The organism is Actinoplanes sp. CA-030573 (assembly GCF_050951115.1).
In the GTDB taxonomy this organism is placed as follows: domain Bacteria; phylum Actinomycetota; class Actinomycetes; order Mycobacteriales; family Micromonosporaceae; genus Actinoplanes.
The window spans coordinates 7,134,286-7,157,943 of the sequence record NZ_CP192038.1 but is presented as its reverse complement, the minus strand read 5'-3'; the positions used below and the strand labels follow the sequence as shown (position 1 = coordinate 7,157,943).

Genomic DNA, 23,658 nt, shown 5'->3' with positions numbered 1-23,658 from the left:
TACGCGGGCTATTCACTACTGGGTGGCGTGCGAGGCGAAGACCAACTGCCGGGCTCGAGCGCGTCGATCAGGGTGTTCACGATGGCGCGCGGGTCCTCGTCGTCGCGGATGAAGTGCAGGACCGCGACCAGCATGAGCGCGATCGGCTTCGACAGGTCGAGCAGGTCCTGATCCGCCAGGATCCGGCGCGGGTCACGCAGGTCAGCCTCGATGCAGGAGGAGCCGCCACCGACAGATCAAGCCTTACCTGACGGTGTCGGCGTGACCGCGTCGCCCCAGGTCGCCTACGGAGGTTTATTGCGTTACCAGGGTTGAGCGCGCCGAAGACGGTAGCTCGCCAGGGTGCAAGCGTTCGCATCGTCGAGTACGTACGGCCAGGAAGGCTGTCACAACGCGTGCCCGCACCACGAGCCAGAGGGAGGAAGGAGGTTCCGGTATCACCCCTCCGCGCAGCGCCTCGGCATCCAGCCCCGTCGAATGGTGGCCCGCGAAGGGCAGCCGGCAACCTCGCTACCCGGCGACGGAGTTCACTCGTCCGAGCGGCGCATCGCACTCACACCGGAAGGCGCCTCGATGGCCCCGCCATCGTGAGGGGCTACGAACCTCCGCGATCAACGGCACTGGTTGCCTACGCATACGACCCCTCGGAGGAGACGCAACTCACTCTGAAGAGTGATCCCTGAAGGCTCGACTAGTTGCTCTAGCGGCCAGGCTGGGGGTCAGGAAAGTGGCGCAAGTCACATGCGGGAACGGCGGTGGAGCTCGTCGCGCGGGTTGCAGGGCGGCGCTTCCCCCATCGTCGTGTTCGTCGGCGCGCAGCCTCAAACGCGGCATCGCCCCCGAGGGGATTCTTGGTCAGGGCCAGCCTGCCCGAGGGACTTTCAAGATCGGAAGTCACTTTCTGTAACCTCCCTCGGTCCGGTGCGGCCTCGACAGGGCGCCTCGTTGAACGACGCAGACCCTCCGCGGCGCGCGTCGATCGACCGGCTGCCCTGCCGGAGCGCCGACACGATGAGCTCCACGGAAAACCGAACGGCAGATCGGCGAAGCCTCCGACCGCCGGTGGCATTCTTCGATGGGCCACCAAGCCATCCCTCTCGCCGCGCCACCCCAACACGCGACGGGACTGCTATCGGCTACCCGTCGTCCGATTGGGGCGCCACGCGTACCACCTCAACGGGAGCGAGACCTCCGACCGGTCTCAGGCGTTGAGCGGCTATTCCGACGGCCAAAGGAACCGTTTCGCCATCTCTGGCAGGTGGCACAGTCTGCCCGCACATAGATCGAGACCGCAGACGTCGCGATGGAGCGGAGCGGCCACGTCTAGGCCTTGGTACTCGACGACGGTCTCGTGGGTCCGTTCGGAGCTGACAACTCGGATCCGGGCACGGCCGGGGCACGTCACGACTCTCACCGGTCTGTCTGGACTAAGCCGGACGGACCATGGTCAACCGGAGGCGGGCGCCGTTCCGGTTCGGCGGCGTCCCGCGTTCCGCGCCGGTTGGAACGGAACGACGGTTGGAACGGAACGCCGGTTGGAACGGTGCACGGGACCGGCCGCCGTTCACCAATCTGCCCCGAACGGATTGCGGAACGGGTGCGCACCGTACCGTGTCCCGTGCACGGCACGCAGTGCAAGCGTCCTGCACGGAACGGCGTTGCATCGGACCGTGCACGGGACACCGCCTGCACCGGCCGAGCCGGCACAGAGGAAGCGGAAGCAGGAGCGCGACTTCCGCTCGCCGTGGCGGAAGCGGAACTAGTGCCAAAACTTCCGCTCCGCCGAGGAGGAAACGGAGCGGAAATTTCCACCCGGCACAGGGGTGGAAAGCAGCGGTCTGCGGACCTCCGCAGACGGTCTCCATCTGCGGTCTGCGGACCTCCGCAGACGGTCTCCATCTGCGGTCTGCGGACCTCCGCAGACGGTCTCCATCTGCGGTCTGCGGACCTCCGCAGACGGTCTCCATCTGCGGTCTGCGGACCTCCGCAGACGGTCTCCATCTGCGGTCTGCGGACCTCCGCAGACGGTCTCCATCTGCGGTCTGCGGACCTCCGCAGACGGTCTCCATCTGCGGTCTGCGGACCTCCGCAGACGGTCTCCATCTGCGGTCTGCGGACCTCCGCAGACGGTCTCCATCTGCGGTCTGCGGACCTCCGCAGACGGTCTCCATCTGCGGTCTGCGGACCTCCGCAGACGGTCTCCATCTGCGGTCTGCGGACCTCCGCAGACGGTCTCCATCTGCGGTCTGCGGACCTCCGCAGACGGTCTCCATCTGCGGTCCGGGGACCTCCGCAGACGGTCTCCGCCTGCGGTCTGCGGACCTCCGCAGACGGTCTCCGCCTGCGGTCCGGGGACCTCCGCAGACGGTCTCCATCTGCGGTCCGGGGACCTCCGCAGACGGTCTCCATCTGCGGTCCGGGGACCTCCGCAGACGGTCTCCATCTGCGGTCCGGGGACCTCCGCAGACGGTCTCCATCTGCGGTCTGCGGACCTCCGCAGACGGTCTCCGTGGACCGGGGATCCCGGCCCTCGCAGGTGGAAATTTCCGCTCCGATTTCCTCCTCGGCGGAGCGGAAGTTTTGGCACTAGTTCCGCTTCCGCCACGGCGAGCGGAAGTCGCGCTCCTGCTTCCGCTTCCTCTGTGCCGGCTCGGCCGGTGCAGGCGGTGTCCCGTGCACGGTCCGATGCAACGCCGTTCCGTGCAAGATGCTTGCACCGTGCCGTGCACGGGACACGGTACGTTGCACGCCGTTCCGCACGATGCCTCGTCCCGTGCATGCTGGAACACCTTGGGCATTGCGTACCATCCCGTGCACCGTTCCGGCGGCCGTTCCGTTCCAACCGGCGTTCCGTTCCAACCGGCGCGGCGACCGGAGGGGAACGCGGGACGCCGCCGGACCGGAACGCCGGCTTGTGCCGGTCGATCATGACGGCGGGAGCCGACTCGGCCGGAACGACCAGAGACCTCGCACTCGGTCTCGGGCTGTGGCCTGTCCGCGCCTGCGAGGTCTGGGTCCGGCTGACGCGCTCTAGGACTCGGGACAGATCTAGTCGGTCATGATCTTGGTTTTGGCTGGCTGCGGCGCATGGTGAGTGTGTAAGCCCCGGAACTGACGATGAAAAGGCGCCGATCAAAACGCACTGCGTAGCCGAACAAATAGACCCGCCCCAGTCGACTACTGAAATTGTTTGGACGGATCGATTCTCGATTGCGTCCTCGATGCGGTTGGATGAACTATTCGCGAGACCAGGACAGTGCGAATTAATGCCATCGGATAGTGCTGAATTACTCGACGGCCTTGCCGGCCTTGAGTGTTTGGTTACAATGAAAGGAGGAGCCGGCCCTGTAGGGCCGACTCCTCCGATGGTGCCACCAAATGGTCAGCGGGTGAGAGCGATGACAACCTTGGTGGCGGCGGCGAGGGCGCCCACGAGCATGATGCTGGTGGGCGTCCCGTCCTGACCGTGCAGCATCAGGACGTTGACCAGGTCCAACGTGGCTGACGTGACCATCAGCATCGTCTTGTCCTGCTCCTTCTTGCCGTTGTCGTCGGGGTCTTCCGACTTCGGTGAGTAGCCGTCCTGCACTGCCATTCTCCTTCTTGGTGGGTGGACTTCCGGCGCTGAATTCTGGCGTCGGGGCATCCGCCCGCGAAGGCTTGGGGAAGTTCAGATGGGCCGTTTCTCGCCGACCACAACAATGGCATATCGAGTCCAGCTCTGCCACCCGGCCAGATCTTCGTGAGTCCGCTTTGGACGCCGCTTGATCTTGGAAAGGGCGGGCGTGCTGAGACCGTAATTCGAGGCTTCCCGGATGATCCAGGCGCTTCCCCGCCCGACCTTTGTCGGTGCGGCGAGAATCATCCTTAGCCGTTCAGGCGCAGAGACTCGGGCACGCCGGCGACCGGGCCCTGAAGGGCGACGAGGGCGGGGTGCAGCGAGTGGGGCGGAACTCATGATCCGGAGCGGGATGATTCCAGTGGCCTGGCTTTGCGGATCGGCCTCCTGCGCGGGTGGGATCAGCGCCGTCGTACGCGGTCGTAGGTTCGGCGCGCGTCCAGCATCTCGCCGAGTGCCGCATGAAGCTCCTGCAGAACCTGGACGTCTTGCGCCTGCCATGCGCGAACCGATCGGACGCTGCTTCCCGGGTCGATCGGGACGCCGCGCGCCATCAGATGCGCGAAGGCGCTCACAAAGCGGCGAGCCGCGGCGAAGTAGCTCGTCCGCGCTAGCGACTCCTCTCGCTCATGCCGTGTCGATCCCACGTAGATAATCGTACGTGTGTTCTATTTCCTGCTCTCGGCGAGGTTCGCACCGGCCTTGACCAGGACGAATTCGCCGATCTGAGCCCGCAGCGGATGCCGAGGCCACGATGATCCTTTTGTGAGGGGTGCGCGGCATGATGAAATGCCGCCCCGGCTCAAACCGATGCTCGCGACGCCGGGGCCGCTACCGGACGGCACGGGCTGGAGTTTCGAGTTCAAGTGGGACGGGGCCCGGCTGCTTCCGGCGACGGCCGGATCACGGCTTCGGCTCTTGACCCGGGCCGGTCGCGACGTGACCGGCTCGTTCCCCGAGTTGGTCGTTCTCACCGAGGTCTTGGACGGCCGGCAAACAGCTCTGGATGCGGAACTCGTCGCTCTCGACCACCGCGGACGCCCGAGCTTCGCCCGCCTGCAGAAACGTCTTGGAGTAGGCCGGCCAACCGCGGATCTCTTGCGCCATGTACCCGTGGCGCTGTATGTCTTCGACCTGGTGCACCTCGACGGCGCCAGCATCACCGCCGCGCCCTACCGGGAGCGCCGCGACATCCTCGCGGGCCTGGACCTGGACCTGCCGGGCGTGCTCTGCGTCCCGCCGCACGTCGACGGTGACCGCGACGCGACCTGGGCCGCGGCGGTGGAACATGGCCTGGAAGGCGTGGTCGCCAAACGTGTCGACGCCGGCTACCACCCCGGCCGCCGGTCGAAGGCGTGGATCAAGAAAGTCATCCCGCACGTCGCCGAAGTCGTGCTCTGCGGCTGGCTGCCTGGCCGCGGCCGCCTGGCCGGCTCGATCGGCGCCCTCGTCGTGGGGGCCTACGACCGCGACAACCGGCTGCACTACGTCGGCAAAGTCGGCGGCGGCCTGACCGGCGAACAACGCCGCGACCTGCTCGAACAGCTGCAGCCCCTCCGCCGTGCCGCTGCACCGATACACGCCGAGACACGCGAACTGGCGGCGGCCAGTTGGGTGGACCCTGTCCTGGTGGCGCAGATCGCGTACCGCGAACTGACCGCTGGATCGCAATTACGGCACCCGGTCTGGCGCGGCCTCATCGACACCGCCGGCCCGACACGGGCGTACCTCGACGAGCTTCGCTGAACCGGTTCTTCCCGATCGGGCTCGGGAACAGCAGGCCATGAGCAGGTCAGGCACTGGCCCCGGACCGGCCCGGCAGTTCCAGCCGTCCAACCATGATGATCACATCGATGAAAATGTCGTACCCCGACGCCATCATGCACATATGGCACAGCCCGCCGCCCCGCTGCCCGACCGGAGGCTCGAACTCACCCTGCCCGAGGCCCGGCCCCGCTTCACGCAACTCGTCCGCCTCGCCACCCTGAACCAGCAGATCACCACCATCACCGACGCCGGTCGACCGGTGGCTGTCATCGCACCACCGGACCGGGTCCGCGGACCCGGCGAGCCCACCGCCGACGCCACGCCCCGGCCCACGCCCGCCGAGGGCTGGATCCGCCGCATCGAACAGGTCCGCGCCGAGGTCCGTCGCCAGCACCAAAGCCGCATCACCGAGCTGGAGACGGCCCTACACGAGGCTTGGCAGGCTCTCGACGCACTGCAACCGCCGGGGAAAGACCCGCGCATCGACGCCCTGCGCGTCCTGCACGGCGACATCCGCCGTGCTCGCCCAGAACAGCCGCCGACACCGGTACCTCACGCCGCCTAGCAGCGACTACACCAGGCGAGCCGCCACCTGGTCCGCCTGCGCGCGAACCAAATCCAGGAACGTCTCGCGGTGATCTTCGGTGTCCATCGGATTTTCGTCTTCCTGGTCGGTGTCGCAGAAGACCAGCAGGCAGGCACGCAGCCCATCGAGTAGATGGTCCAGCAGATCCCGGCTGGGCCGACGCGGATCGACAAGGGAAACACGATCCAGGAAGCCGGCCATCACCACGTCGCGATCAGAGACCGGCAACCGCTCGGCCTGGGCCCGCGCGGCATCCACCGCCGCCACCAGAGCAGCCGGGTCCGGGACACGGCCTTCGGCCGCGGCTCGCGCGGCCAGCAGCACATCGACGACGACCTGCCGCGGCTGGACTCCCTCGCCGAGAACGGCATCCACGACCAACGACGGGACCTGCACCGACCCGGCCTCGAGATCGTCCGCCCAGGCGAACACCTCCAGCGGCGTCACCCCGGTCACGTCAACAATGACCTGGGTCGCTGCGGCGAGCCAGTGAGCTGCGGCGACACACGCGGCCGCCGGATCCACCGCCGTCCACAGCAAAGCATCCCCCAAGGGATGGTCCCGCAGAATCGCGTCGGCGGCGGCAACTTGAACCGGTGACGGATCGACGCGGTTCAGGCGAACAGCCTGAACGGCCCGGTCACGCAGATCACCCAAGCCCGCACGATCGACCGCCCGGATCTCCGCGGTCACCTCGGCGACCACCGCGTCGGCCAGTTCGACGTCGCCGATGTCTCGTACGAGCCGGCCGACCTCATGAGCAGCCTCGATCGCCGGATGATACGAGACCACCAGATCACCGGCATCGTCCGGAATATTCGGCTCGCGCAGCGCCTGGAGAATCTCGGCCCCATCGACGCCGTGCTCGTGCAGATCAACGGACTCCTCGTCGCTGGCTGCCGAAGGCGTGGCCAGGTAGCCGCAGGCCCAGAGCGCTTCCGACAGACGGGTCAGCCCCTCGCACAGCTCGGCGGCCACCGATTCTTCAACACCCGGCCCCCACGGGCACACCGTCGTGGCATGCCCTCCACTGCCCGTTGCCCATACCGCGATGATCACCGGCCGCGTCTCGCCGACGAAGAGGGCGTACGACGTCATCGGCACCTCGATCGAGTCCCGCCGCACCCCCTCGCGGAGCGCGTCCCGTGATTATCGCGCAATCGCTACCTCCTCCCGGGACAGGCCGGGAATCGGCCGGCCGGAAAGGTGAAAGCGTTTCGTTCTATCATGCTGAACGCTCAGGAACATTCTCGACCCATAGTCCCTCTCGTTTCCACCGCAGTAGCCTGCGGCGGGAGGTCTCAACGCTGGCGCGCATCTCGTTCGACCATTGGAACTGTTCACGAAGGAGGGCGGACATGCCCGGCCCGTCGCCGGTAATGATCGTCACGCCATCGACCGGGTCATGAATCACCTGCTGGATATCCTTCGCGTTCTCTTTCGCCTGGCGCAGGGCATCGCGCCGCTTCTTCCAGGAGGACCGCCTGGACTCGTTGAGGGCGTTCTTGAGTCCGGTGTCGCGGCGCCGACAGTCGAGAATGCGCGCGCGTACCCGCTCATACTCTGCACTGGACCCTTGGGTGTTGTTGAAAATGGTTCGGTAGAAGTCCGCCAGCACGGGCTGGACGGATTCGAAGCTTCGCGTATGAGCCTTGAGCTGGTCAAACCCCTGCTGTAGCAGAGTTTCAGCCTGTTCGAGTACGGCTTCGCGATCGTCGTCAGGAAGTTCGTCACCCTGGTCGACCTGGTGGACGTAGTTGCGGGCTATGAAGTTCCAGACCGCGTCGCCAGCCGCCATAAGGTAGTCATATGCCGTCTCGCGGGCTTGCGCGTGCCGCTGCTCAACGGCGCTCTGGCGATCGATCCATTTCATCCGGAACGTCACTGCTGCGCCAAGTACTGCAACCAGCAGAGCGACGGCCGCTGGAATGAGGATCTTCGGGTCCATAAGCCCACATTAGAACCATCCGACAAAACCGAATTGAATTCACGTCAGGGGGCCGTTTCCCCTCGCCCCTCTGACGATTAGCGGCAACGGAACAAGGACCTGCCGAATGGTCTGCGATGCAGGCCGGCGCGCTGATCAACCTCGTCCCCTCGGGACCGGCAGCATTCCCGTACACCAGGGGATGACCGCAGTTCGCCCGCTGTTGCGCGACGTAGCAGTGCTCGGGCATACTGCCTCTCGGCCTTGCAGGGGCCAGCTCCTGGTGTCGTTCCGCCTCCCAGATCCGGCGGCACCCCGTAGGAGCGAAGCGGCTCGGCCGTTCCGCAGCTCCACAAACAGCAGTTCGCGGCCCGTCAACTACCGATCGGGCGCTTGGGAGGCGGAAGCGCACGAGAACGGGTGCGAACGTGCCAACCGACACCGCCACGCGGATTCGGCTCTACCGCGACTACACCGGCGCCTCCCACCAAGCAGCGCTCGACGCCGTCCGCTCGGCGACGCACGGCATCCCGCCAGCGAACACACCTGAACAAGCCGTGCTCGAAGCCCAGCTGCTCGCCGAGTTCGGACGCCTCGGCGGCGAGTATTGGGCACATCCCCTGGGCATCTCCCGCGTCTGGCACCGCCCGACGGGGCTAGCCATCTGGCTGGACAGCCACACCATCCTCAGCTCGGGCGAACACCACCCCGCATCGGCCGCCATCGTGGACGGCATCCTGCCCTACTGGGACCCCGACAGCGAAGTGTTCGGCATACCGGGATTGCGGGTCGCCGGCCACCGGGGCGCCTTGCACCTTCGATCGCTGTGCGGCCGCGGCGCAGCCGTCACCCTGTATGGAATTCAAGGGACTCCATGGCGCCAGATCCTGCGAGACCGATCGGCGGCCCTAGTCGAATCGGGAGCCGTCCCGCTGTGGAACGAACCTAAACTGACGCCCAGCGAGATCGACCACCTGAAACAATTCCCCGACGTCGGCGCAAATCGCAAGGACATCGCCTGGTTCGGGTCAGGGCTACTACGGCGCATCAATCTCCTCTATACCCACATCGACGCATATTCGGCCCACGCCTGGGTGACAGAAGACCGATGGTCCGTCGAATTCAGTTCTTCGCAAACGCCTCAGCTCGGTCACGACCACTTCACGACCATGCTGTCCGACACATCTTTCGGCCTACCCCTGCAAGTCGCCCACAGATACTGTTCCTGTCTGACCAGTCAGAGATACCCCGCGGCATCGTGCAGAATCGAGATGCGGATACCGGACCTCACCGGTTCGGTGGACCTACGCTTTCAACACTGGGCATCCGAGCAAACACGCGAACGCAGGGGTCTGCTGCACCAATAGGTGACATCTGAGATGGCTTGCCGTGACGGCGGGCTGGAAGGATGTTGCTGTGCCCAAGCCCTACCCCCGCGAGTTCCGCGACGACGTCGTGCGGATCGCTCAAGGCCGCGATCCTGGCGTGACGGTGGAGCAGATCGCGAAGGACTTCGGGGTCCACCCGATGACGTTGTTCAAGTGGCTGCGTCAGGCTGACATCGACGCCGGCGCCGAGCCCGGCGTGAGCCGCAGTGATTCCGCTGAGCTGCGCGAAGCGCGTAAGCGGATCAAGCTCCTCGAGCAGGAGAACGAGGTCCTGCGCCGGGCTGCGGCGTATCTGTCGCAGGCGAATCTGCCGGGAAAAGGCTCTACCCGCTCGTGAGCGAGCTGGCCGCCGACGGGATCCCCGTCGCGGTGACGTGCCGGGTGCTGACCATTGCTCGACAGCCCTACTACCGGTGGCTTGCCCGCCCGGTCACCGACGCCGAGCGGGCCGAGGCGTACCGGGCGGACGCGTTGTTCGACGCCCACCGTGACGACCCGGAGTTCGGCTACCGGTTCCTGGCCGACGAGGCCCGCGCCGCCGGGCAGCCGATGGTCGAGCGCACCGCCTGGAGGATCTGCTCCGGTATGGGCTGGTGGAGCGCGTTCAGCCGCAAGCGGCGGCGCGGCAAAGGTGGCAGGCCGGGCCCACCCGTGCATGACGACCTCGTCAAACGTGACTTCACCGCCGACGGGCCGAACCAGCTATGGCTGGCCGACATCACCGAACACCGCACGCTTGAGGGCAAGCTCTACCTGTGCGCGATCAAGGACGTGTGGTCGAACCGGATCGTCGGCTACTCCATCGACTCGCGGATGAAATCTAGGCTGGCGGTCAATGCCCTGCGCAACGCCGTCGCCCGCCGCGGTGAGGTGGCCGGTTGCGTGCTGCACACCGACCGCGGGTCGCAGTTTCGCAGCCGGAAACTCGTCCTCGAACTGCACCGTCACCACATGATCGGATCAATGGGCCGCGTCGGCGCCGCCGGCGACAACGCCGCCATGGAATCCTTCTTCGGCCTACTACAGAACAACGTCCTCGATCGCGGGACCTGGCCCACCAGACAAGCATTGAGGACCGCGATCGTGACCTGGATCGAACGGACCTACCACCGCCGGCGACGCCAACGAAGCCTGTCCCGGTTGACCCCTATCGAGTACGAGACCATCATGAGCCCACCGGCCAGTCAGGCCGCGTGACTTGTCCTGTCACCTATCGGTGCAGCAGACCCCAGCGCCTTCATCGAGGTCGGCGCGTCACACACCTGGCTAGACCGAGTTCTACCGGCGAAGGATCCTCGCCTGCCAGGCGCGATGCGATGAACGTGGACCGGCTTCTGCTGATCGCGCTTCTCGCTACACGCCTTCCCAGCCTGATCGACGCAGCTACGCGCGCCCTGACTGTCGCCGTCGCGCTCCTATCCTCAGACAGGAATCGACGCAACCAAGCCCGCCTGCTTATTCAGACAATTACAAATCCCGCGCAGCGAACCCAGTCGCGTCGACGGCAGGACTAGATTCCTGGTATCGCTGAGTTCGGCGCCGTCCATAGTGGTTCATGTCCGCAGGCAGGCGAGTCGGCGTGCGGACATGGGGAGCGGAAATCCTGTTCTCAGGTGATGACCTCTTGCTGAATTTCGGAAACGAAGCGCGACCATTTGGAGCTACGCGTCCGGCCCCAGGCAGTAAATTTATTTCCAGGTATGAGGACAACTGCGTTAGTCGCTCTGGTGACCGCAACGTAAAACTTTCGCCGAGCTACTTCCAGCCCGTACGGGGTTAGACGCTTACCTGCGAAAACGAAGGGCACCAGACCCTCAATGAGGCCAGGCAGGATAACAACGGGGAATTCGCGACCCTTGGAACTATGATAAGTCGTCATTATTATGTGGCCAGGCGAGCGGCCGCCGGCAAGTTCGGCCATCGTGAGTCCGGCCGCCACCTCGCTGCGTACCTTGTCCAGGGCCTTATGGTCTCGACTGCCGCTCGTGAGGTCCTGGATGGCGAGGGTCTCGCTCAACATCGCCCAAAAAGGTTCGCAGTCGTGCTGGGGGAGCTCGCGTTCGGCGGCGTCGACCAGTCCGAGCAGGCGCCTGGCAAGAAGCCGTACGGTCGTCGTAGGACTGGCGCTCTCCGACTCTTGCAGGAGCCGGCTCCACATCGCCGCGATCTCCCGCACAGGTGGCGGGGCAGCGCCGCCCGCGCTCCGCTTCGAGGGAACTTGGCCCCGTTCAGCAGATGGAGGTTTTCCCGGCAACGGTCCGGCCAATCGTCGGGCGGCGCAGGCCATGATCAACTCGGCAACCGGACCGTCGGGCATTCGACGACCACGTTCGTTGTCGAACGCGATGCCGGCGTCGGTGAGGGCCTGCTCGATCAAGTCGTGAAGGGTGGTTTGGCCAGGGTAGAGAATGGCCATGTCCTCGGCGGCTGTGCCGTTCGCGAGCAGCTCCTGTACTACTTCGACCGTGCGGTCTGCGTGCGCGTCGAGGTCGCCGTCGACCGGCCTGAGTTCGATGACTCCGGGATCGACGCGACGGGGATCGTGGGCATAGCCGCGATCTTCGCCGAGCGTGGCGCGCGCAGCGGCCACGATGGCGCTGCCACTGCGATAGTTCAAGGTCAACTGGACGGGTTCGCAGCCGAGGCGAGTCCCGAGGGTGCGAAGGTAGCGCGGATGGGCCCCCTGGAACTCGTACATCGTCTGATCAGGGTCGCCGACCGCGGTTACCGTCATACCTGCGTCGTGCAACGTGGTGACCAGAACGTCGAGGACCGGCCCCAAGTCTTGGTATTCGTCGATGACCAGGTGAGGGAAACGAGCGGTGAGTAACTCGCGAGCTGCGCTGCTCTCGCCCAGGACGCGCATGGCCCGATGGGTCATCTCGTCGAAGTCGAGGAGATGGTTTGCCGCGAGTCGTTGTTCGTAGAGCCGAACAGCGTGTCGATGCTCGCGCGTGAAGTTTTGGACGTCTTCGCCTGCGGCGGCACGGCGTCGAAGCCGGGTGACCGTGGTCACCTCGCTGCCGAGGTTGTTGAAGTGGACCCCAGCGTCGCTAAGCGAGCCAGACCATAGCCGGTCAATCTCAGCCTTCTCCGGTACCCGGAAGTCCGCCGGCAGCGGCCGGCCGGCAATTCTGCCGTACGGGCGGAGGACGTGGTTGAGGCAAAACGCATGAACGGTACGACTTGCCAGCCGCCGGCCCAACGCCAGTCCCATCTTGCGTAGTCGGGAGCTGAGCTCGCGCGCAGCGGCGTCGGTGTAGGTGATGGCCGCTACGCCACGGTGTTCACCGGTCGTCGCGAGGAGGTATCCAACCCTTGCGACCAGCGTGCGGGTCTTGCCTGACCCGGGGCCCGCGAGGATGACGACGTCACCCTCGTGAAGAGCAGCTTCGCGTTGCCGAGGATGAAGTGCGGCGATCTCGTCGGCCAGCGCTGCCGAGAGCATGATCTCGGCAGCTGGCCGGACTTCGGCATCCACACCTACACCCACCGGTCGAGGCGCCGCGGCTTCACTTGTCGGCCTTGGGCTGCTCAGGCGCACCGCGGGAATCGGCTTCAGCTGTTTCCTTCTCGACTTCCCTTGTTTTCAGCCAGGCTAAATATTCAGCCTGGCTCGGCATCAGGGGCAAGCCCTCCACCTCCTGGCGCAGGTCATGTAGCAGCGTCAGTAGGTGACCGCAGCCAGGAACTTCGAGAAGCTCGTTCTCCGTGAGCACTGCGTCAGCGTCTATTTTGAGAAGGTCGCATACCCGTTTTCGTAGATCCATGGCGGCGACGTGAGCGGCGAGGCGCTGCCCATAACGACCCTTACCCATTCTTTCGATCTTCGAAAGCAGTGCTTTGCGCTGGATGAGCGTCGAGCACCCACCCGCGTCGCCGACCTCTTTGACCGCGGCCGCGAAATTGCTTTGGCGAGTGGGGGAACTTGGTGCAAGTTCATTGAATGCTGCCACCATTTCGCGCGCCATCAGTGGGACGATATCGACTTCGAGGGTGTGGTCGCCGACATAAATTTGATAGACCGAAGCGTCGCTGACGAGATCTGCTCGTCCTCCGCGAAGCGATCCACCATCCATCGCTCCCGAAGCAACCTCTTTCAGTTTGTCGGCGAAATCGAGGGAGTTAGGCGCGTCGAGTAGTTCGAGAAGGTTGCGCGCACGGGTCAAGCCCGGCTCGGCCAGGTGGGCTTGCTCAGAGTCGGTTACGTCGCCGTCGGTCAGAACCACGAAGGGCCGGCGAAGTGCCGAATCGCCCAGCAGGAGAGCGTAAGGCGCGAAGTCTGTTCCCTCGACCGAAGCAACCACGACGCCGTGTCCATCAAGATCAAATCCAGTGGCTTCGGCGAGAGCGGGGATCAGAAAATTCTCGGCGGCGCCCTCAACCAGCACGATTCGCCGTGCGAACAGCATCTCCGCTCGGGTGACGTTGAGGTACCGCTCGATGTCGGTGGTCTCGTGTGGTTCCAGGAGTCCTGGTGGCACCAGGCTGGCTTGGGTCTTTCCCTTTTCGGCGGAGAGAAGTACCAGGCTTCGCAGCGGGGTGACCGCGGCGATGTGTGGGCTGTGGGTAGTGAGGATAAGTCGATCCGGCTGCTTCAGCAGGTGAGCAAAGACGCGACGCTGCAAAGTCGGATGCAGGTGAGCCTCCGGCTCCTCTACCGCAAGGAGAGCGTCTTCCCCGTTCCCGGATTCGCGACGTAGACGAAGGCGCTCAAGCAGCAAAGCGAGATAGAGGACGTTCGCCGTGCCCGTAGAGGTGCGATCGATGCCGCGCGTGCCGGCAGCGTCGGTGAAAAGTCGGATACTACGAAGGAGGTCTTCCTGCCGTCCAGCGAATGCCAGCGAGGGAGAAAGAGCCAATTGCGGGCCCGCCATACTGCCGACGCGATCGGTGATCATCTGCCGAACGGTGTCGACATTCGGATCTTGGCCAAGTTCGTCACGCGCCGTCTGCATGGCGACCAACGCCTTCTCGAGGTTCGAGTCGGACGGAGGTAGCTCGCGCAGCAGCTTCGTCAGCGGGCTGCGATCGGCGCGAACAAGATCGCCTTCGGCATCTCGCAGCGGCGGTAACACGGACAAGGCCGCGTAGCGTTTGGCCGCGAGCATCGCGTTGGACGGGTCGTCCGCACCGAAGATCGTCCACTCGTAGTCATCAGGCGTCAGCCGGTCGCCTTCGGTCTCTCCGAGCGCCGCGGCAAGCGACTTCTTGGGCTTGAAAAGGTACGTAAGACGGGCGATCAAGGGATCGGTGTCGACGATCGCGCCATCGAGCTCGCTGCGGGCATCGTCGTCATCGTCGAAGTCGGTCAGTTCGATTTGAACGGAAACCTCGACGCCGGCATACATTGACGGACCGGTGTCGTGGATGTCGTCGGGCTGGAGCCATCGGCGACGGTCGGGCAAATCAGGGTCAAGCACCAACCGCAAGGCCATCAACAGGTTGCTCTTGCCAACACCGTTTTCGCCAACGATCACCGCCGGGTTGGGAAACGGCTCGATTGACAGGTCCGCGAAGTTACGAAAGTTCCTGATGTGCACCTTTCGAAGCTGCACGAGCGCCTCCCGCTGACCGCTGCTGCACGCTCACGACGACCTGGATCAGAGTAGCCATCGATCGAGCCGTTACAACGGGTTTCGTCCGCGAAGGCCGAAATCCGGCAGCTGGGATAAGCGCCAACCACCCGTCGGGGCAGAACATGAGAGAGCACACGGGTTCGCAGGCCTGCGGCGCCGCGCTTCAACCAACTGCTAGGCGGACACCGCTGCTAGCGTACGAACCCAAGCCAACCAACCCGTGGCGCGAGCCGATCAAGAAACCGAACACCACCGCAGGCCTGAACGACATCAACGCTTGCGGTATGCCTCGACGACGTGAACCGGAATCCGGCCCCGACCAGAGATCTCGTGGCCGTTCTTGCCCGCCCACTCGCGGATCGCCTGGTTCTCATCACGCGTCGACCGCGCTGCCGCCGCCGCAACCGGACGCCGCCCGACCCCACCGCGCCCGACCCTAACTCCCGCGCTGAGGTACGGGTCGAGCGCCTTCCGCAGCTTGCCGGCGTTCTTCTCCGACAAGTCGATCGTGTAGTTCACCCCGTCCAACCCGAACTCGACGGTGCGGTCGGCTTCACCGCCGTCCAGATCGTCGGTCAGCATGGTGATGACTTGCTTGGCCATGTTCATCCACTCCCGGACAAAGAAGGAGACCAGTCAGAAACCGATTTATATCGCTTACCATAGCGTTCCATCGACCTATATATGACTACCTAGCTGAAGAAAATAATCTGGATCACACCGCCAGCGACGAATTGCTCGCCGCAGCGGCGCGAAAGGATAGCTGAGACCCCATTAACGAATCGTACGCAGATGAACGAGCATCGGCGCAAGACAGCTATCCAGTAACCACACCAGAAGCCCACGTCCACTTCCCTCCAGAGCCGGGCGGCGGCACCCGCCGCGAGGAAGACGCCGCCACCCGCCCGTCCGCGTCCGGTCGCGAACCGACCGGCGCTACTTGTTAAACGCAGTACCGGCCTCGCCCGGGCGGCGCCGCAAGATCGCGGCCCAGGCGGGATGGGCCTTACCCGTGGCGTCGTACTCTCTCAACATCCTGGCCAGACCAGCCGACCGCAACGCAGGCAGCCGCGCCCCGTCCACCCCGGCCTGCCGCGTCAGCTCGCGCCACTGCTGTCGAACCTGCGGCTGATTCCACTGCCGATCGAACACCAGCGCGTTCCCATCGCGAGACTCCACGAGCTCCCGCATGCTCTCGAGCAGCTCACCCGAAATCCCCATCACCCGCGGACGACGCAACTGCCCGCTCTGCAGATCCGCATCACGACCCCGAAGAGCGAACACCTCGCCCACACGCAGCCCCTCATCAACCATCAACGCGACCACCACGCCCCACGGCGGTGAGGTCGCCGCGGCATCCTTCAACCGGCGAACCTCTGCCTCCGTCAACGCCGACCGCTCCACCTTTTTCATCCTCAGCAACCCCTCTTGAGAAGCATCCACAATTCGAGGCAGCCGCCTCGACAAAACTCGACCAGCTACGCCCGTTTCCTCCACGGAAGCTGGCCGGCCAGCACCACGAGATCAGCCGCGAGGTTTCGCGCCGCCAGCACGCGAAAGCCGCCGTCCCAGATCACCGAGACCACGCCGCACCGGCGGCAATACCAAGACCGCCGCCACAAGTACCAGGCCCGCTCGGCCGCCTGACCGCGCCGCACAGCCTCGCGCCGCCACCACGGCACGAGCCCGGCCAGCAGCACGACCACGACAGCGAGAACGCCGGCGAGCGCTCCCGTGCCGTACCGGCCGCCCTCCGAAACGGCCGACGCCACCACCGCGAGCTCCGCCAGGCCGGCCACGACCAACCCGGCAACCGGCACCACCGGCGACATCGGCCGCCTCGGCGCCGCCAGCGCCTGCGCCAAACCACTCACCGTCGACGCGCTGGCCCGAAACGGAAGATCCACCCCCGGCGAGCCCGTAATCCGCCCACGAACCACCGCCGTGCTGCGGCCCTCACGAACCACCGCCGGGACCGAAACCAGCAGATCCGTACCCCCGCACTTCAGGCACCTCGGCCGCTCGCCCGGCACCGCCGGACTCACAGCCTGCGACGCTGACGTATTCATCAGCCCCTCCACCTCCTCTTCACCGATTCCTCCCTTGCCGGCCGAGGCATGTGCGCCTCGCCCTACGCGGCCAGCGCCAGCGGCAAGCCGTCGACGTACGGCGACACCCTCTTCTTGGACTTCCTCTTCGCCTTCTTCTTCGACGACTTCTCCTTCCCACCGGGAAGCCGCCGATCCAGCGCCTCCAGCAGCCGATCGTCACCGCTCGCGATCCGGTGGCCATACACGTCGATCGTCGTCTTGATCGAGGCATGACCCAGCCGCAGCTGGATCATGTAGAAATCAGCGCCCGCGTCCAGCAGCAACGCGACATGGGTATGACGCAGATCGTGAAACCGCGGTCGCTTATGCAACCGCGTCTTGCACGCACACGTCGACACCGACATCGCCGTCACCCGCTCCAGCTCCGCGCCATTGCCCGTCTTCTGCGGCACCGGCGGGTGCTCCGCGCAACGCTGCGCCGCCGACACCGCATACCGCCAGTGCTGCCACCGGAAATCGTTCGCATCCCACGCGCCGCCCTCAGGCGCCGTGAACACCAGATCATTGGGCCGCTTACCGGCGATCAAACGAGCCGCCAACTCGGCCATCCTGGGCGACAAGTGAATCGCCCGCCGCGACCGCTCCGACTTCGGCTTGCCGAACTTCCCGCCGCGATGCAACGTCATCACGACGTACACCACCGGCTTACTCCCGGACAGATCAACCGCCTTCACCCGCAGACCGAATAGTTCGCCCTGCCGCATACCGGTGCCGATGGCGAACTCGACAAGGTCCCGGATAGCCGGGGGACATCTGGCCACCAAAATGTCGGCCTCGGGCGAGGTCAAGAAGACCGCATCGTGCTTCTCGATCCGGGGCAGCCCATTACTGCGGTGGCCGGCAGGAATATCGAGAGGGTTATCCGGCCGGTACCGGGGAACCGCCGCCCTCATCACCATGTTCAAGACCGTCCAGTGCTTGTGGACCCCGGCCGGTTCAAGGTCCTCACACAGGTACGTCTTCCACGGATCGATATCAGCCTGCCGAGTGATCTCATGGACGTACAGACCCTCAAACGACGGGATGACCCGCTTGCGCAGCATGCGGGCGTACTCCGCTTTCGTGGTGTCCTTCACGTCGACCTTGTTTGCGATCCACTCCTCGACGAAGTCCTTCATCAAGGGGGACTCGACCGTCTCGGTGTCCTCCTCGTTCCAGCCGTAGATGGCCGCGTAGACCTCCCGGTCGGTGATCCTGTGGTTGCGGGCATCCGCAAGTCGCTGGGCCGCTTCCGCCAACTCGATCGTGGGGAAGGTGCAGACCTCGCGGCGTCCTGCCCGGCCGGCCTGCCACCGGACTTGGAACGAGCCGTTTCTTTCCTTGATCGATGCCATGCGGCAGAAGCTAGCGCGAGAACGTCTCGACGAGTGGCTACCGAACGTGCATGTCGCTGCCCCTCAAGAGCATCAACCTGCAACCAAAAAGCATGTCTGACCTGCGTTCATAACTGAACGTGCAGGTCAGAGCACTGTATCAATGTCACTGGCAGTGTGGGGGTCAGCACCCTCGTCGGCCTCGCTATATTCGGTTCTATCAATGAGTTTTGTGCGCGATACTTTCGCGGTCTTCAGTCTGGTGGTTAGTCGGGTGGATTCCAAACACTTGACTTCCCGGACTTCTTCGCTGGCGCCTCGAAGCGGTCCTCCCAGGGCGGACGTCAGGAGGATTTAGCGCTGTGGCAGAACTGTGCGCTTCAGTTACGCAGTGAAAGCCCTGACTCACGCTGCTATCGAACGATGACTTAGTGTCTCCGATCGGGCTGCGTTGCCCCGGCTCGAGCATTGTCGCTCGCCGAGGTTGCGCATCGGGAGAGCCGCTTATTCCCTTCGGACGAGCGTTGGCTCTTTCTCCTGCTTTGGGCGGCTGTTCATCTGCCTTGGCCGTGTCGTCGGTGACGGGCGGATCCGGGTCTATGCTCGCGCCCATGGGTCAAGGGGGACAACAGTTCACGATCAGCGCCGAGGTGACAGTCGAAGTCACCGACATGGCGGGTCTGCAGCAAGCAGCTCTTCAGCGGCTCAACACCACACAGTTCTTGCCGGACGATCGCCGCAGCGCGGACGAGGTCCGGGCCGACGCCCGCGACGAGATCGAAGAAGACATCGCAGCAGCGCTGGACTGGGTTACCGACGCGGACGCAATCTTGACGGTCGTCGACGGCGTTCAGGTTACCTCTTCCCAGATCTCGATCGGCGAAGCGGGCGACGACGCCGCCGACGAGGATCAGCAGTGGCCGGACTTCGCCGCCCTGTTTCCGGTATGCCAGTGCGACGCCGAGGACTGCGAGACCTGCTCCGGGTTTCAAATGACCCCGCGCACCGCGGCCGCTCTCTGGTCGGTGGCGCAGGTCCACGCGGACTTCGCCTACGACGACGTCCAGCAGCACGGCGACGACCCGGTCACCGACGACGACGCCTGGGCCGCCTTCAACGAGTACCCACGCATCACATGGACCCAGGATGCGGTCTGGCGCCGCCAAGCCGCCCGAGCCTTCGACGATCTGACCGCGGACCTGGCCGCCGGTCATCTGCCGTCGCCGACCTGCCCTGGTGAGGAGATGGCCTTGCACCTGATGTTGCAATCAGCGCAGGCCGCCATCGCCGACGGGTGGGGACCCCCGCCCGAATTACTTTCTTCGCTACCGGAAGTCGCCGGCGACTACGACTGGGATCTGGCCGAGGAGGTCCTGTTGCAGGACGACGACATCCTCAGCCTGTTCGACGTGCAGATGGACGGCATCGAAGACCCGGAATCCGAGGCCAACCGCACTGCCGGTATGGGCGACTACCGTCCTGCGGCGTGGTTCCGCACATTCAACAACATGACGCCCAGGGACGGCCGTCGTCGATTCCGCCGGTAGACGTTGCTGACCTACACCGCGATTCGGTGGAGGCGAAGCCCCTGTGCGGCCCGCTCAAGTGCCTGGATAGCGCGGTGCCGCAGTCAATTGGGGGAGTGGCTCAGCAGGATCGCCCCGACTTTTGTCTGCCGGCGAGGATCCGGTCCCAACGCTCGGCGAATGCGTCGACGAGCCGCAATCCCCGGGCCCGATCATGAGCCGCCGGCGGGCCGCCACCGGCCAGTGGGGCGGGGCACCGTGACCGCGGTGGTGGTGCCTCCGGCGACATGGATTATCAGATTCTGGGCCCCAGGACAATGCAAACGCCGATCAAGGTTGCGGCGTGGTCGATCGGGTCGGCGACCAGTTCTGTGCTCACGACGCTGGCCGGGAAACGCTCAGCCCAAGATTCCCGTCCCTCGTCCAGGGCAAGGACGAAGATCAACGTGGCGAGCTTAGGTGTAGCGTCGCGGCTCGAGCTGGTTGATCTTGATGAGTAGGCCGTCCGGTGAGGTGACTTGCAGCTGGCGTCCGAAGCCCTGGTCGCTTGCGGGTGAGGCGATGGTGACGCCTGCGGCGCGGAGGCGTTGCTCAAGCGTGTCGAGATCGGTGGTGGCGGCGAAGTTGAGTTCGACCTGACCTTCGTTCTGCTGCGGGTTTGGTGGGTGGGCGAGCAGGCTGAACTGGCTGTCGCCCAGGCGCATGAGGGCGAAGTCGCCGTCGCGGCTGCCGTGTTCGACGTGGGCGCCGAGGGCTTCGTAGAAGGTGACGGCGGGTGCCATCTCGGCGACGTGGATCATCGGTTGCAGGCTGAGCCCGGCGGCGGTAGGCAGTTCGTCTGTCATCAAAGTCTCCGTGGTGGCGGTCGGGTGCCCGAGGTGGAAGTCAGGGGTGCAGCGGGAACGTGGCCCAAATGTGTTTCGTGGTGGCGGTGGCGTACCAGCCGACGTCGAGGGAGAAGGCGCGCGCGAGTTGCAGTCCGCGCCCTCCGGCGCCCAGAGGGCGGGTGTCGGGTACGCGTGGCACGGTGCTCAGGTCGTGATCGGCGACGTCGAGCACGAAGCAGTCGTTTGCGCGCGACAGCCGGACCTCGGCCAGTGGCTGGCCGTGCATGATGGCGTTGGTGGCCAGCTCGCTCGCGACAAGCACCATCCGCTCCGGTACGTCGCCGAGAGTGTCGCCGGCTGTGGGCGGGTGCCCGGTCAGGGCTTGCTGGAGCGCGGAGCGCAGCTGCCGCAGCTGGGTGCTGTTGTCGAGGACCCAGACATGGAGTTCCTGCGCCTCGGGCGGGGGCGGCAACGTCTGCAACGGGGGCACCATCGCCAAATGCCCTCCGTACCGGGTCATTAAGCGTCCGGTATCGCGGAATCTGGCTGGTCGAGTGGCGAATGGGTTCTCGGCCTTCCAGGAGTTTCCACTATTTCTGCGACGCGGGACGCCGGTCACGATACGTCGGACTGTTCAGGTTCGCGCAGTCTTTGCCGACTACTTGTTGAGTAGGCGACGGCGGGAGCGGGGGAGCGGCGGTGGTGCGCGCGAGGCTTGAAGGAGCGCAAGGCCGGCGGCGTTGGTGGTTTACCCCGATCGCCGTCGCGATGGCCGTGTCCGGCGTGCTGATGATCGCGCTGGGTATACAGGTCGCGCTTCCTCAATTGCTGGTGTGGGTGCCGGCTGTAGTAGGTCCGGTGCTGGCGAGCGCCGCGTTCTGGGCGGCTGCTGACGGGGCCGACGGTGGGCTGGGCCGGTTCTGGCGTCGCTTGTCCGTGGCGATGGGTCTGGTGGCCGTGGCCGCGGTGAGCCAGGTCGTCGACGTCGTGACGATGCCTTATCAGGGCATGCCGCCGATTGGCGCAAGGACGTTGCTGCTTTACGTGACCGGCACGGTAGTGGCGATCGGCGCCTTGTTGCGGTTGCCCGGCGGCGGCCGCAGCTGGCGGCGCCTGGTGACGGCGGTGCTGGATGTCGCGGTGGTCGCGGTGACCGCGGGGATCGCCGCATCGCAGTATGTCGGGTGGTTCGTCGGCCGGTTCGGGGTGTCCGCCCCGGCGTGGTGGCTGAACATCGCGATGATCGCGATCGCCGTCGGCGGTGTCGTGGTCGTCGTCAAAATCATGTCGTCGCGTCAGAGCCCTGTATCGCAGGCCGCGCTGTGGTGGCTGGCGCCGGTCGGGCTGTGCGGCCCGCTGTCCACCGTCTTGATGTCGGTCCTGCGGCCCTGGCCGTACCTGAACGGCAGCGCGGCGGTTCTCCCGTTCGTGGGCCTGTTCGGGGTGCTGGCCGCCCACGCACACCGGCTCACGATGAACGCCAGCGGTGATGACCGGCCGGCGTCGGGGGCGCACCGGATCGCCGCGCGGCTCGGCAGCACGGTGCCGCTGATCGCGACCAGTTTGACCGGCCTGCTTCTGGCGGCCCTGGTCCTGCGCACCGGACACCTCAGCGTGGCGGAGGTCGGCGGCACGGTGCTGCTCCTGCTCCTCGTGGTCGCCCGGCAGGCGATCGCGATGGCCGAGAACGCCGCCCTGCTCGCCACGGTCGAATATCAGGCCGCCCACGACGACCTGACCGGCCTGTTCTCGCGCCGCCACTTCACCGCGGCGGTCGCGGCGGCCCACGGATCGCGCACAGTCGTGCTGGTCGACCTCAACGACTTCCGCGAGCTCAACGACACCCTCGGATCCCAGGCCGGAGACGAACTACTGGTCGGGTTTGCGCACCGGTTGACCCGACTGGCCGGCGACGGCGCGACCGTGGCCCGGCTCGGTGGCGACGACTTCGGCGTGCTGCTGCCGCGGCGGGACCCAGGCTTCGCCGACCGGCTGTCGGCGGCCAACCGGGAACCGCTGCCGGCCGACGACCGTGAAGTGGCCGTCGACGCGAGCGTCGGGATCGCCGAGGGCAGCCACGCCGGGCTGCACCGGCAGGCGGAGATCGCCCTGCGCGCGGCGGTCGCCGCCGGCGGGGGAGCGGTCCGCTACGACGCGGCACTGGAGTCCCAGCTGACCCGGCGCGCGACTCTGGCCGCGGAATTGCGGGCGGCGCTCCGGGCCGAGCAGTTCCATCTGCTCTTTCAGCCCATCGTCGAGTTGCCGCACGGGCGGATGACCGGGGTGGAGTCCTTGATCCGCTGGACCCGGCCGGACGGCCAGGTCGTCTCGCCGGCCGAATTCATCCCGGTCGCCGAGGACACCGGCCTGATCGTGGAGATCGGCGCCTGGATCATCGATCAGGTCTGCGCTCAGATCGCGGCCTGGCGCCACGAGTTCGGCCCCGACTTGTTGAGCTCGGTGAGCGTCAACGTCTCGGCCCGGCAACTGCTCGACCCGGCGCTGCCCGCCGTGCTGACCGCGGCACTGGACCGGCACGGCGTACCCCCGCGGCAGCTCACCGTCGAGATCACCGAGACCGCGGTGTTCAGCGGCAGCCGGGCCCTGGCCGCCGTCCACGCACTGTCCGAGCTCGGCTGCAGCATCGCGCTGGACGACTTCGGCACCGGGCACTCCTCGCTCGGGCTGTTGCGCACCTGCCCGGTCGACGTCATCAAGGTCGACAAGTCGTTCGTCGACGAACTCGGCGGCACCGCGCAGCAGGAGGCCATCGCGGCCGCGCTGGCCGGACTCGCCAGCACGCTGGGCTTACGTACGGTGGCCGAGGGCGTCGAGACCGCGGCCCAGGCCGAGCGGCTGTTCGAGCTCGGCTACCGGCGCGCACAGGGCTTCCTGTTCGCCCGGCCGCTTCCGGCCGCCGAGATCGGCGCCATGCTGCGGCAGCAGGAACGCGCCGCTGCCTGAGCCCGCCGCAATCGCAGAGGAAGACGAGCGGCAAGCCGCTGTAATGCCGTC

General features: G+C 65.8%; 19 protein-coding genes. 6 read left to right on the top strand and 13 right to left on the bottom strand.

Going from position 1 to position 23,658, the window contains the following annotated elements; all coding sequences use genetic code 11:
- Positions 1-8: 8 nt before the first annotated feature.
- From ACQP2F_RS32855 to ACQP2F_RS32845, 3 genes are all read right to left on the bottom strand, one after another.
- Positions 9-179 carry an SAM-dependent methyltransferase gene (locus ACQP2F_RS32855; protein WP_433307681.1) on the bottom strand — a complete coding sequence of 57 codons (171 nt, stop codon included), beginning with the start codon at positions 177-179 and terminating at the stop codon, positions 9-11.
- A 3,203-nt stretch (positions 180-3,382) separates the two neighbouring features.
- Complete coding sequence (locus ACQP2F_RS32850) at positions 3,383-3,595, bottom strand: hypothetical protein (protein WP_433294343.1); 213 nt, start codon at positions 3,593-3,595, stop codon at positions 3,383-3,385.
- A gap of 425 nt (positions 3,596-4,020) precedes the next feature.
- Positions 4,021-4,266, bottom strand: a complete 246-nt coding sequence (locus ACQP2F_RS32845) for a hypothetical protein (RefSeq protein ID WP_433294341.1) — start codon at positions 4,264-4,266, stop codon at positions 4,021-4,023.
- Positions 4,267-4,408: 142 nt separating this feature from the next.
- On the opposite strand from ACQP2F_RS32845, the gene ligD reads away from it, so the two are divergent.
- Together ligD and ACQP2F_RS32835 are read left to right on the top strand one after the other, a co-directional pair.
- A complete protein-coding gene (gene ligD / locus ACQP2F_RS32840) occupies positions 4,409-5,365 on the top strand; it encodes a non-homologous end-joining DNA ligase (protein ID WP_433294339.1) in 957 nt (318 codons plus the stop codon).
- 142 nt (positions 5,366-5,507) lie between these two features.
- Positions 5,508-5,951 carry a hypothetical protein gene (locus tag ACQP2F_RS32835; protein ID WP_433294336.1) on the top strand — a complete coding sequence of 148 codons (444 nt, stop codon included), beginning with the start codon at positions 5,508-5,510 and terminating at the stop codon, positions 5,949-5,951.
- A gap of 6 nt (positions 5,952-5,957) precedes the next feature.
- Here ACQP2F_RS32835 and ACQP2F_RS32830 read toward each other — a convergent pair whose 3' ends face one another.
- Positions 5,958-7,070 carry a hypothetical protein gene (locus ACQP2F_RS32830; RefSeq protein ID WP_433294334.1) on the bottom strand — a complete coding sequence of 371 codons (1,113 nt, stop codon included), beginning with the start codon at positions 7,068-7,070 and terminating at the stop codon, positions 5,958-5,960.
- A gap of 127 nt (positions 7,071-7,197) precedes the next feature.
- Positions 7,198-7,920, bottom strand: a complete 723-nt coding sequence (locus ACQP2F_RS32825; protein ID WP_433294331.1) for a hypothetical protein — start codon at positions 7,918-7,920, stop codon at positions 7,198-7,200.
- Positions 7,921-8,327: 407 nt separating this feature from the next.
- On the opposite strand from ACQP2F_RS32825, the gene ACQP2F_RS32820 reads away from it, so the two are divergent.
- Positions 8,328-9,266, top strand: coding sequence for a hypothetical protein (locus ACQP2F_RS32820; RefSeq protein WP_433294329.1), 939 nt, complete (start codon positions 8,328-8,330; stop codon positions 9,264-9,266).
- A 49-nt stretch (positions 9,267-9,315) separates the two neighbouring features.
- Positions 9,316-10,484, top strand: a protein-coding gene (locus ACQP2F_RS32815) for an IS3 family transposase (RefSeq protein ID WP_433294327.1) whose coding sequence is annotated in 2 segments (ribosomal slippage) — positions 9,316-9,600 and positions 9,603-10,484 — 1,167 coding nt in all. Because the reading frame shifts where the segments join, the coding sequence is not laid out codon by codon here.
- Between the two features lie 412 nt (positions 10,485-10,896).
- Here the strand turns inward: ACQP2F_RS32815 and ACQP2F_RS32810 are convergent.
- The 6 genes from ACQP2F_RS32810 to ACQP2F_RS32785 all read right to left on the bottom strand — a co-directional run bounded on the left by ACQP2F_RS32810 (position 10,897) and on the right by ACQP2F_RS32785 (position 18,311).
- Positions 10,897-12,768: an ATP-dependent helicase gene (locus ACQP2F_RS32810; protein WP_433294325.1), complete on the bottom strand. Its 1,872-nt coding sequence runs from the start codon at positions 12,766-12,768 to the stop codon at positions 10,897-10,899.
- Between the two features lie 31 nt (positions 12,769-12,799).
- The gene (locus tag ACQP2F_RS32805; protein WP_433294322.1) at positions 12,800-14,845 is read right to left on the bottom strand and encodes an ATP-dependent nuclease; all 2,046 of its coding nucleotides are present in this window, start codon (positions 14,843-14,845) and stop codon (positions 12,800-12,802) included.
- Between the two features lie 291 nt (positions 14,846-15,136).
- Complete coding sequence (locus tag ACQP2F_RS32800; protein WP_433294320.1) at positions 15,137-15,469, bottom strand: histone-like nucleoid-structuring protein Lsr2; 333 nt, start codon at positions 15,467-15,469, stop codon at positions 15,137-15,139.
- Between the two features lie 333 nt (positions 15,470-15,802).
- Positions 15,803-16,279 carry a hypothetical protein gene (locus tag ACQP2F_RS32795; protein WP_433294318.1) on the bottom strand — a complete coding sequence of 159 codons (477 nt, stop codon included), beginning with the start codon at positions 16,277-16,279 and terminating at the stop codon, positions 15,803-15,805.
- Positions 16,280-16,344: 65 nt separating this feature from the next.
- Positions 16,345-16,947 carry a hypothetical protein gene (locus ACQP2F_RS32790; RefSeq protein WP_433294316.1) on the bottom strand — a complete coding sequence of 201 codons (603 nt, stop codon included), beginning with the start codon at positions 16,945-16,947 and terminating at the stop codon, positions 16,345-16,347.
- Positions 16,948-16,997: 50 nt separating this feature from the next.
- Positions 16,998-18,311, bottom strand: a complete 1,314-nt coding sequence (locus ACQP2F_RS32785; protein ID WP_433294314.1) for a tyrosine-type recombinase/integrase — start codon at positions 18,309-18,311, stop codon at positions 16,998-17,000.
- Positions 18,312-18,901: 590 nt separating this feature from the next.
- Here ACQP2F_RS32785 and ACQP2F_RS32780 point away from each other — a divergent pair.
- Positions 18,902-19,837 (top strand): hypothetical protein, encoded by a 936-nt coding sequence (locus tag ACQP2F_RS32780; RefSeq protein WP_433294311.1) that lies wholly within the window; start codon positions 18,902-18,904, stop codon positions 19,835-19,837.
- Between the two features lie 434 nt (positions 19,838-20,271).
- On the opposite strand, the gene ACQP2F_RS32775 is transcribed toward ACQP2F_RS32780, so the two are convergent.
- Entirely contained in the window at positions 20,272-20,661 is a 390-nt protein-coding gene (locus ACQP2F_RS32775) for a VOC family protein (protein ID WP_433294309.1), read from the bottom strand.
- Positions 20,662-20,701: 40 nt separating this feature from the next.
- On the bottom strand, positions 20,702-21,136 hold the full coding sequence (locus tag ACQP2F_RS32770) for an ATP-binding protein (protein WP_433307679.1): 435 nt from the start codon (positions 21,134-21,136) through the stop codon (positions 20,702-20,704).
- Between the two features lie 275 nt (positions 21,137-21,411).
- Between ACQP2F_RS32770 and ACQP2F_RS32765 the strand changes: the two genes are divergently transcribed.
- Positions 21,412-23,607 (top strand): putative bifunctional diguanylate cyclase/phosphodiesterase, encoded by a 2,196-nt coding sequence (locus tag ACQP2F_RS32765; RefSeq protein WP_433294307.1) that lies wholly within the window; start codon positions 21,412-21,414, stop codon positions 23,605-23,607.
- Positions 23,608-23,658 lie beyond the last annotated feature (51 nt).

Bases quoted from the DNA above. Each gene is read 5' to 3' on its own strand.
- ACQP2F_RS32825 (WP_433294331.1), bottom strand. From the start codon at position 7,920: ATGGACCCGAAGATCCTCATTCCAGCGGCCGTCGCTCTGCTGGTTGCA.
- ACQP2F_RS32770 (WP_433307679.1), bottom strand. From the start codon at position 21,136: ATGGTGCCCCCGTTGCAGACGTTGCCGCCCCCGCCCGAGGCGCAGGAA.
- ACQP2F_RS32850 (WP_433294343.1), bottom strand. From the start codon at position 3,595: ATGGCAGTGCAGGACGGCTACTCACCGAAGTCGGAAGACCCCGACGAC.
- ligD (WP_433294339.1), top strand. From the start codon at position 4,409: ATGCCGCCCCGGCTCAAACCGATGCTCGCGACGCCGGGGCCGCTACCG.
- ACQP2F_RS32800 (WP_433294320.1), bottom strand. From the start codon at position 15,469: ATGGCCAAGCAAGTCATCACCATGCTGACCGACGATCTGGACGGCGGT.
- ACQP2F_RS32795 (WP_433294318.1), bottom strand. From the start codon at position 16,279: ATGAAAAAGGTGGAGCGGTCGGCGTTGACGGAGGCAGAGGTTCGCCGG.
- ACQP2F_RS32765 (WP_433294307.1), top strand. From the start codon at position 21,412: ATGGCCGTGTCCGGCGTGCTGATGATCGCGCTGGGTATACAGGTCGCG.
- ACQP2F_RS32835 (WP_433294336.1), top strand. From the start codon at position 5,508: ATGGCACAGCCCGCCGCCCCGCTGCCCGACCGGAGGCTCGAACTCACC.
- ACQP2F_RS32775 (WP_433294309.1), bottom strand. From the start codon at position 20,661: ATGACAGACGAACTGCCTACCGCCGCCGGGCTCAGCCTGCAACCGATG.
- ACQP2F_RS32785 (WP_433294314.1), bottom strand. From the start codon at position 18,311: ATGGCATCGATCAAGGAAAGAAACGGCTCGTTCCAAGTCCGGTGGCAG.
- ACQP2F_RS32780 (WP_433294311.1), top strand. From the start codon at position 18,902: ATGGGTCAAGGGGGACAACAGTTCACGATCAGCGCCGAGGTGACAGTC.
- ACQP2F_RS32830 (WP_433294334.1), bottom strand. From the start codon at position 7,070: ATGACGTCGTACGCCCTCTTCGTCGGCGAGACGCGGCCGGTGATCATC.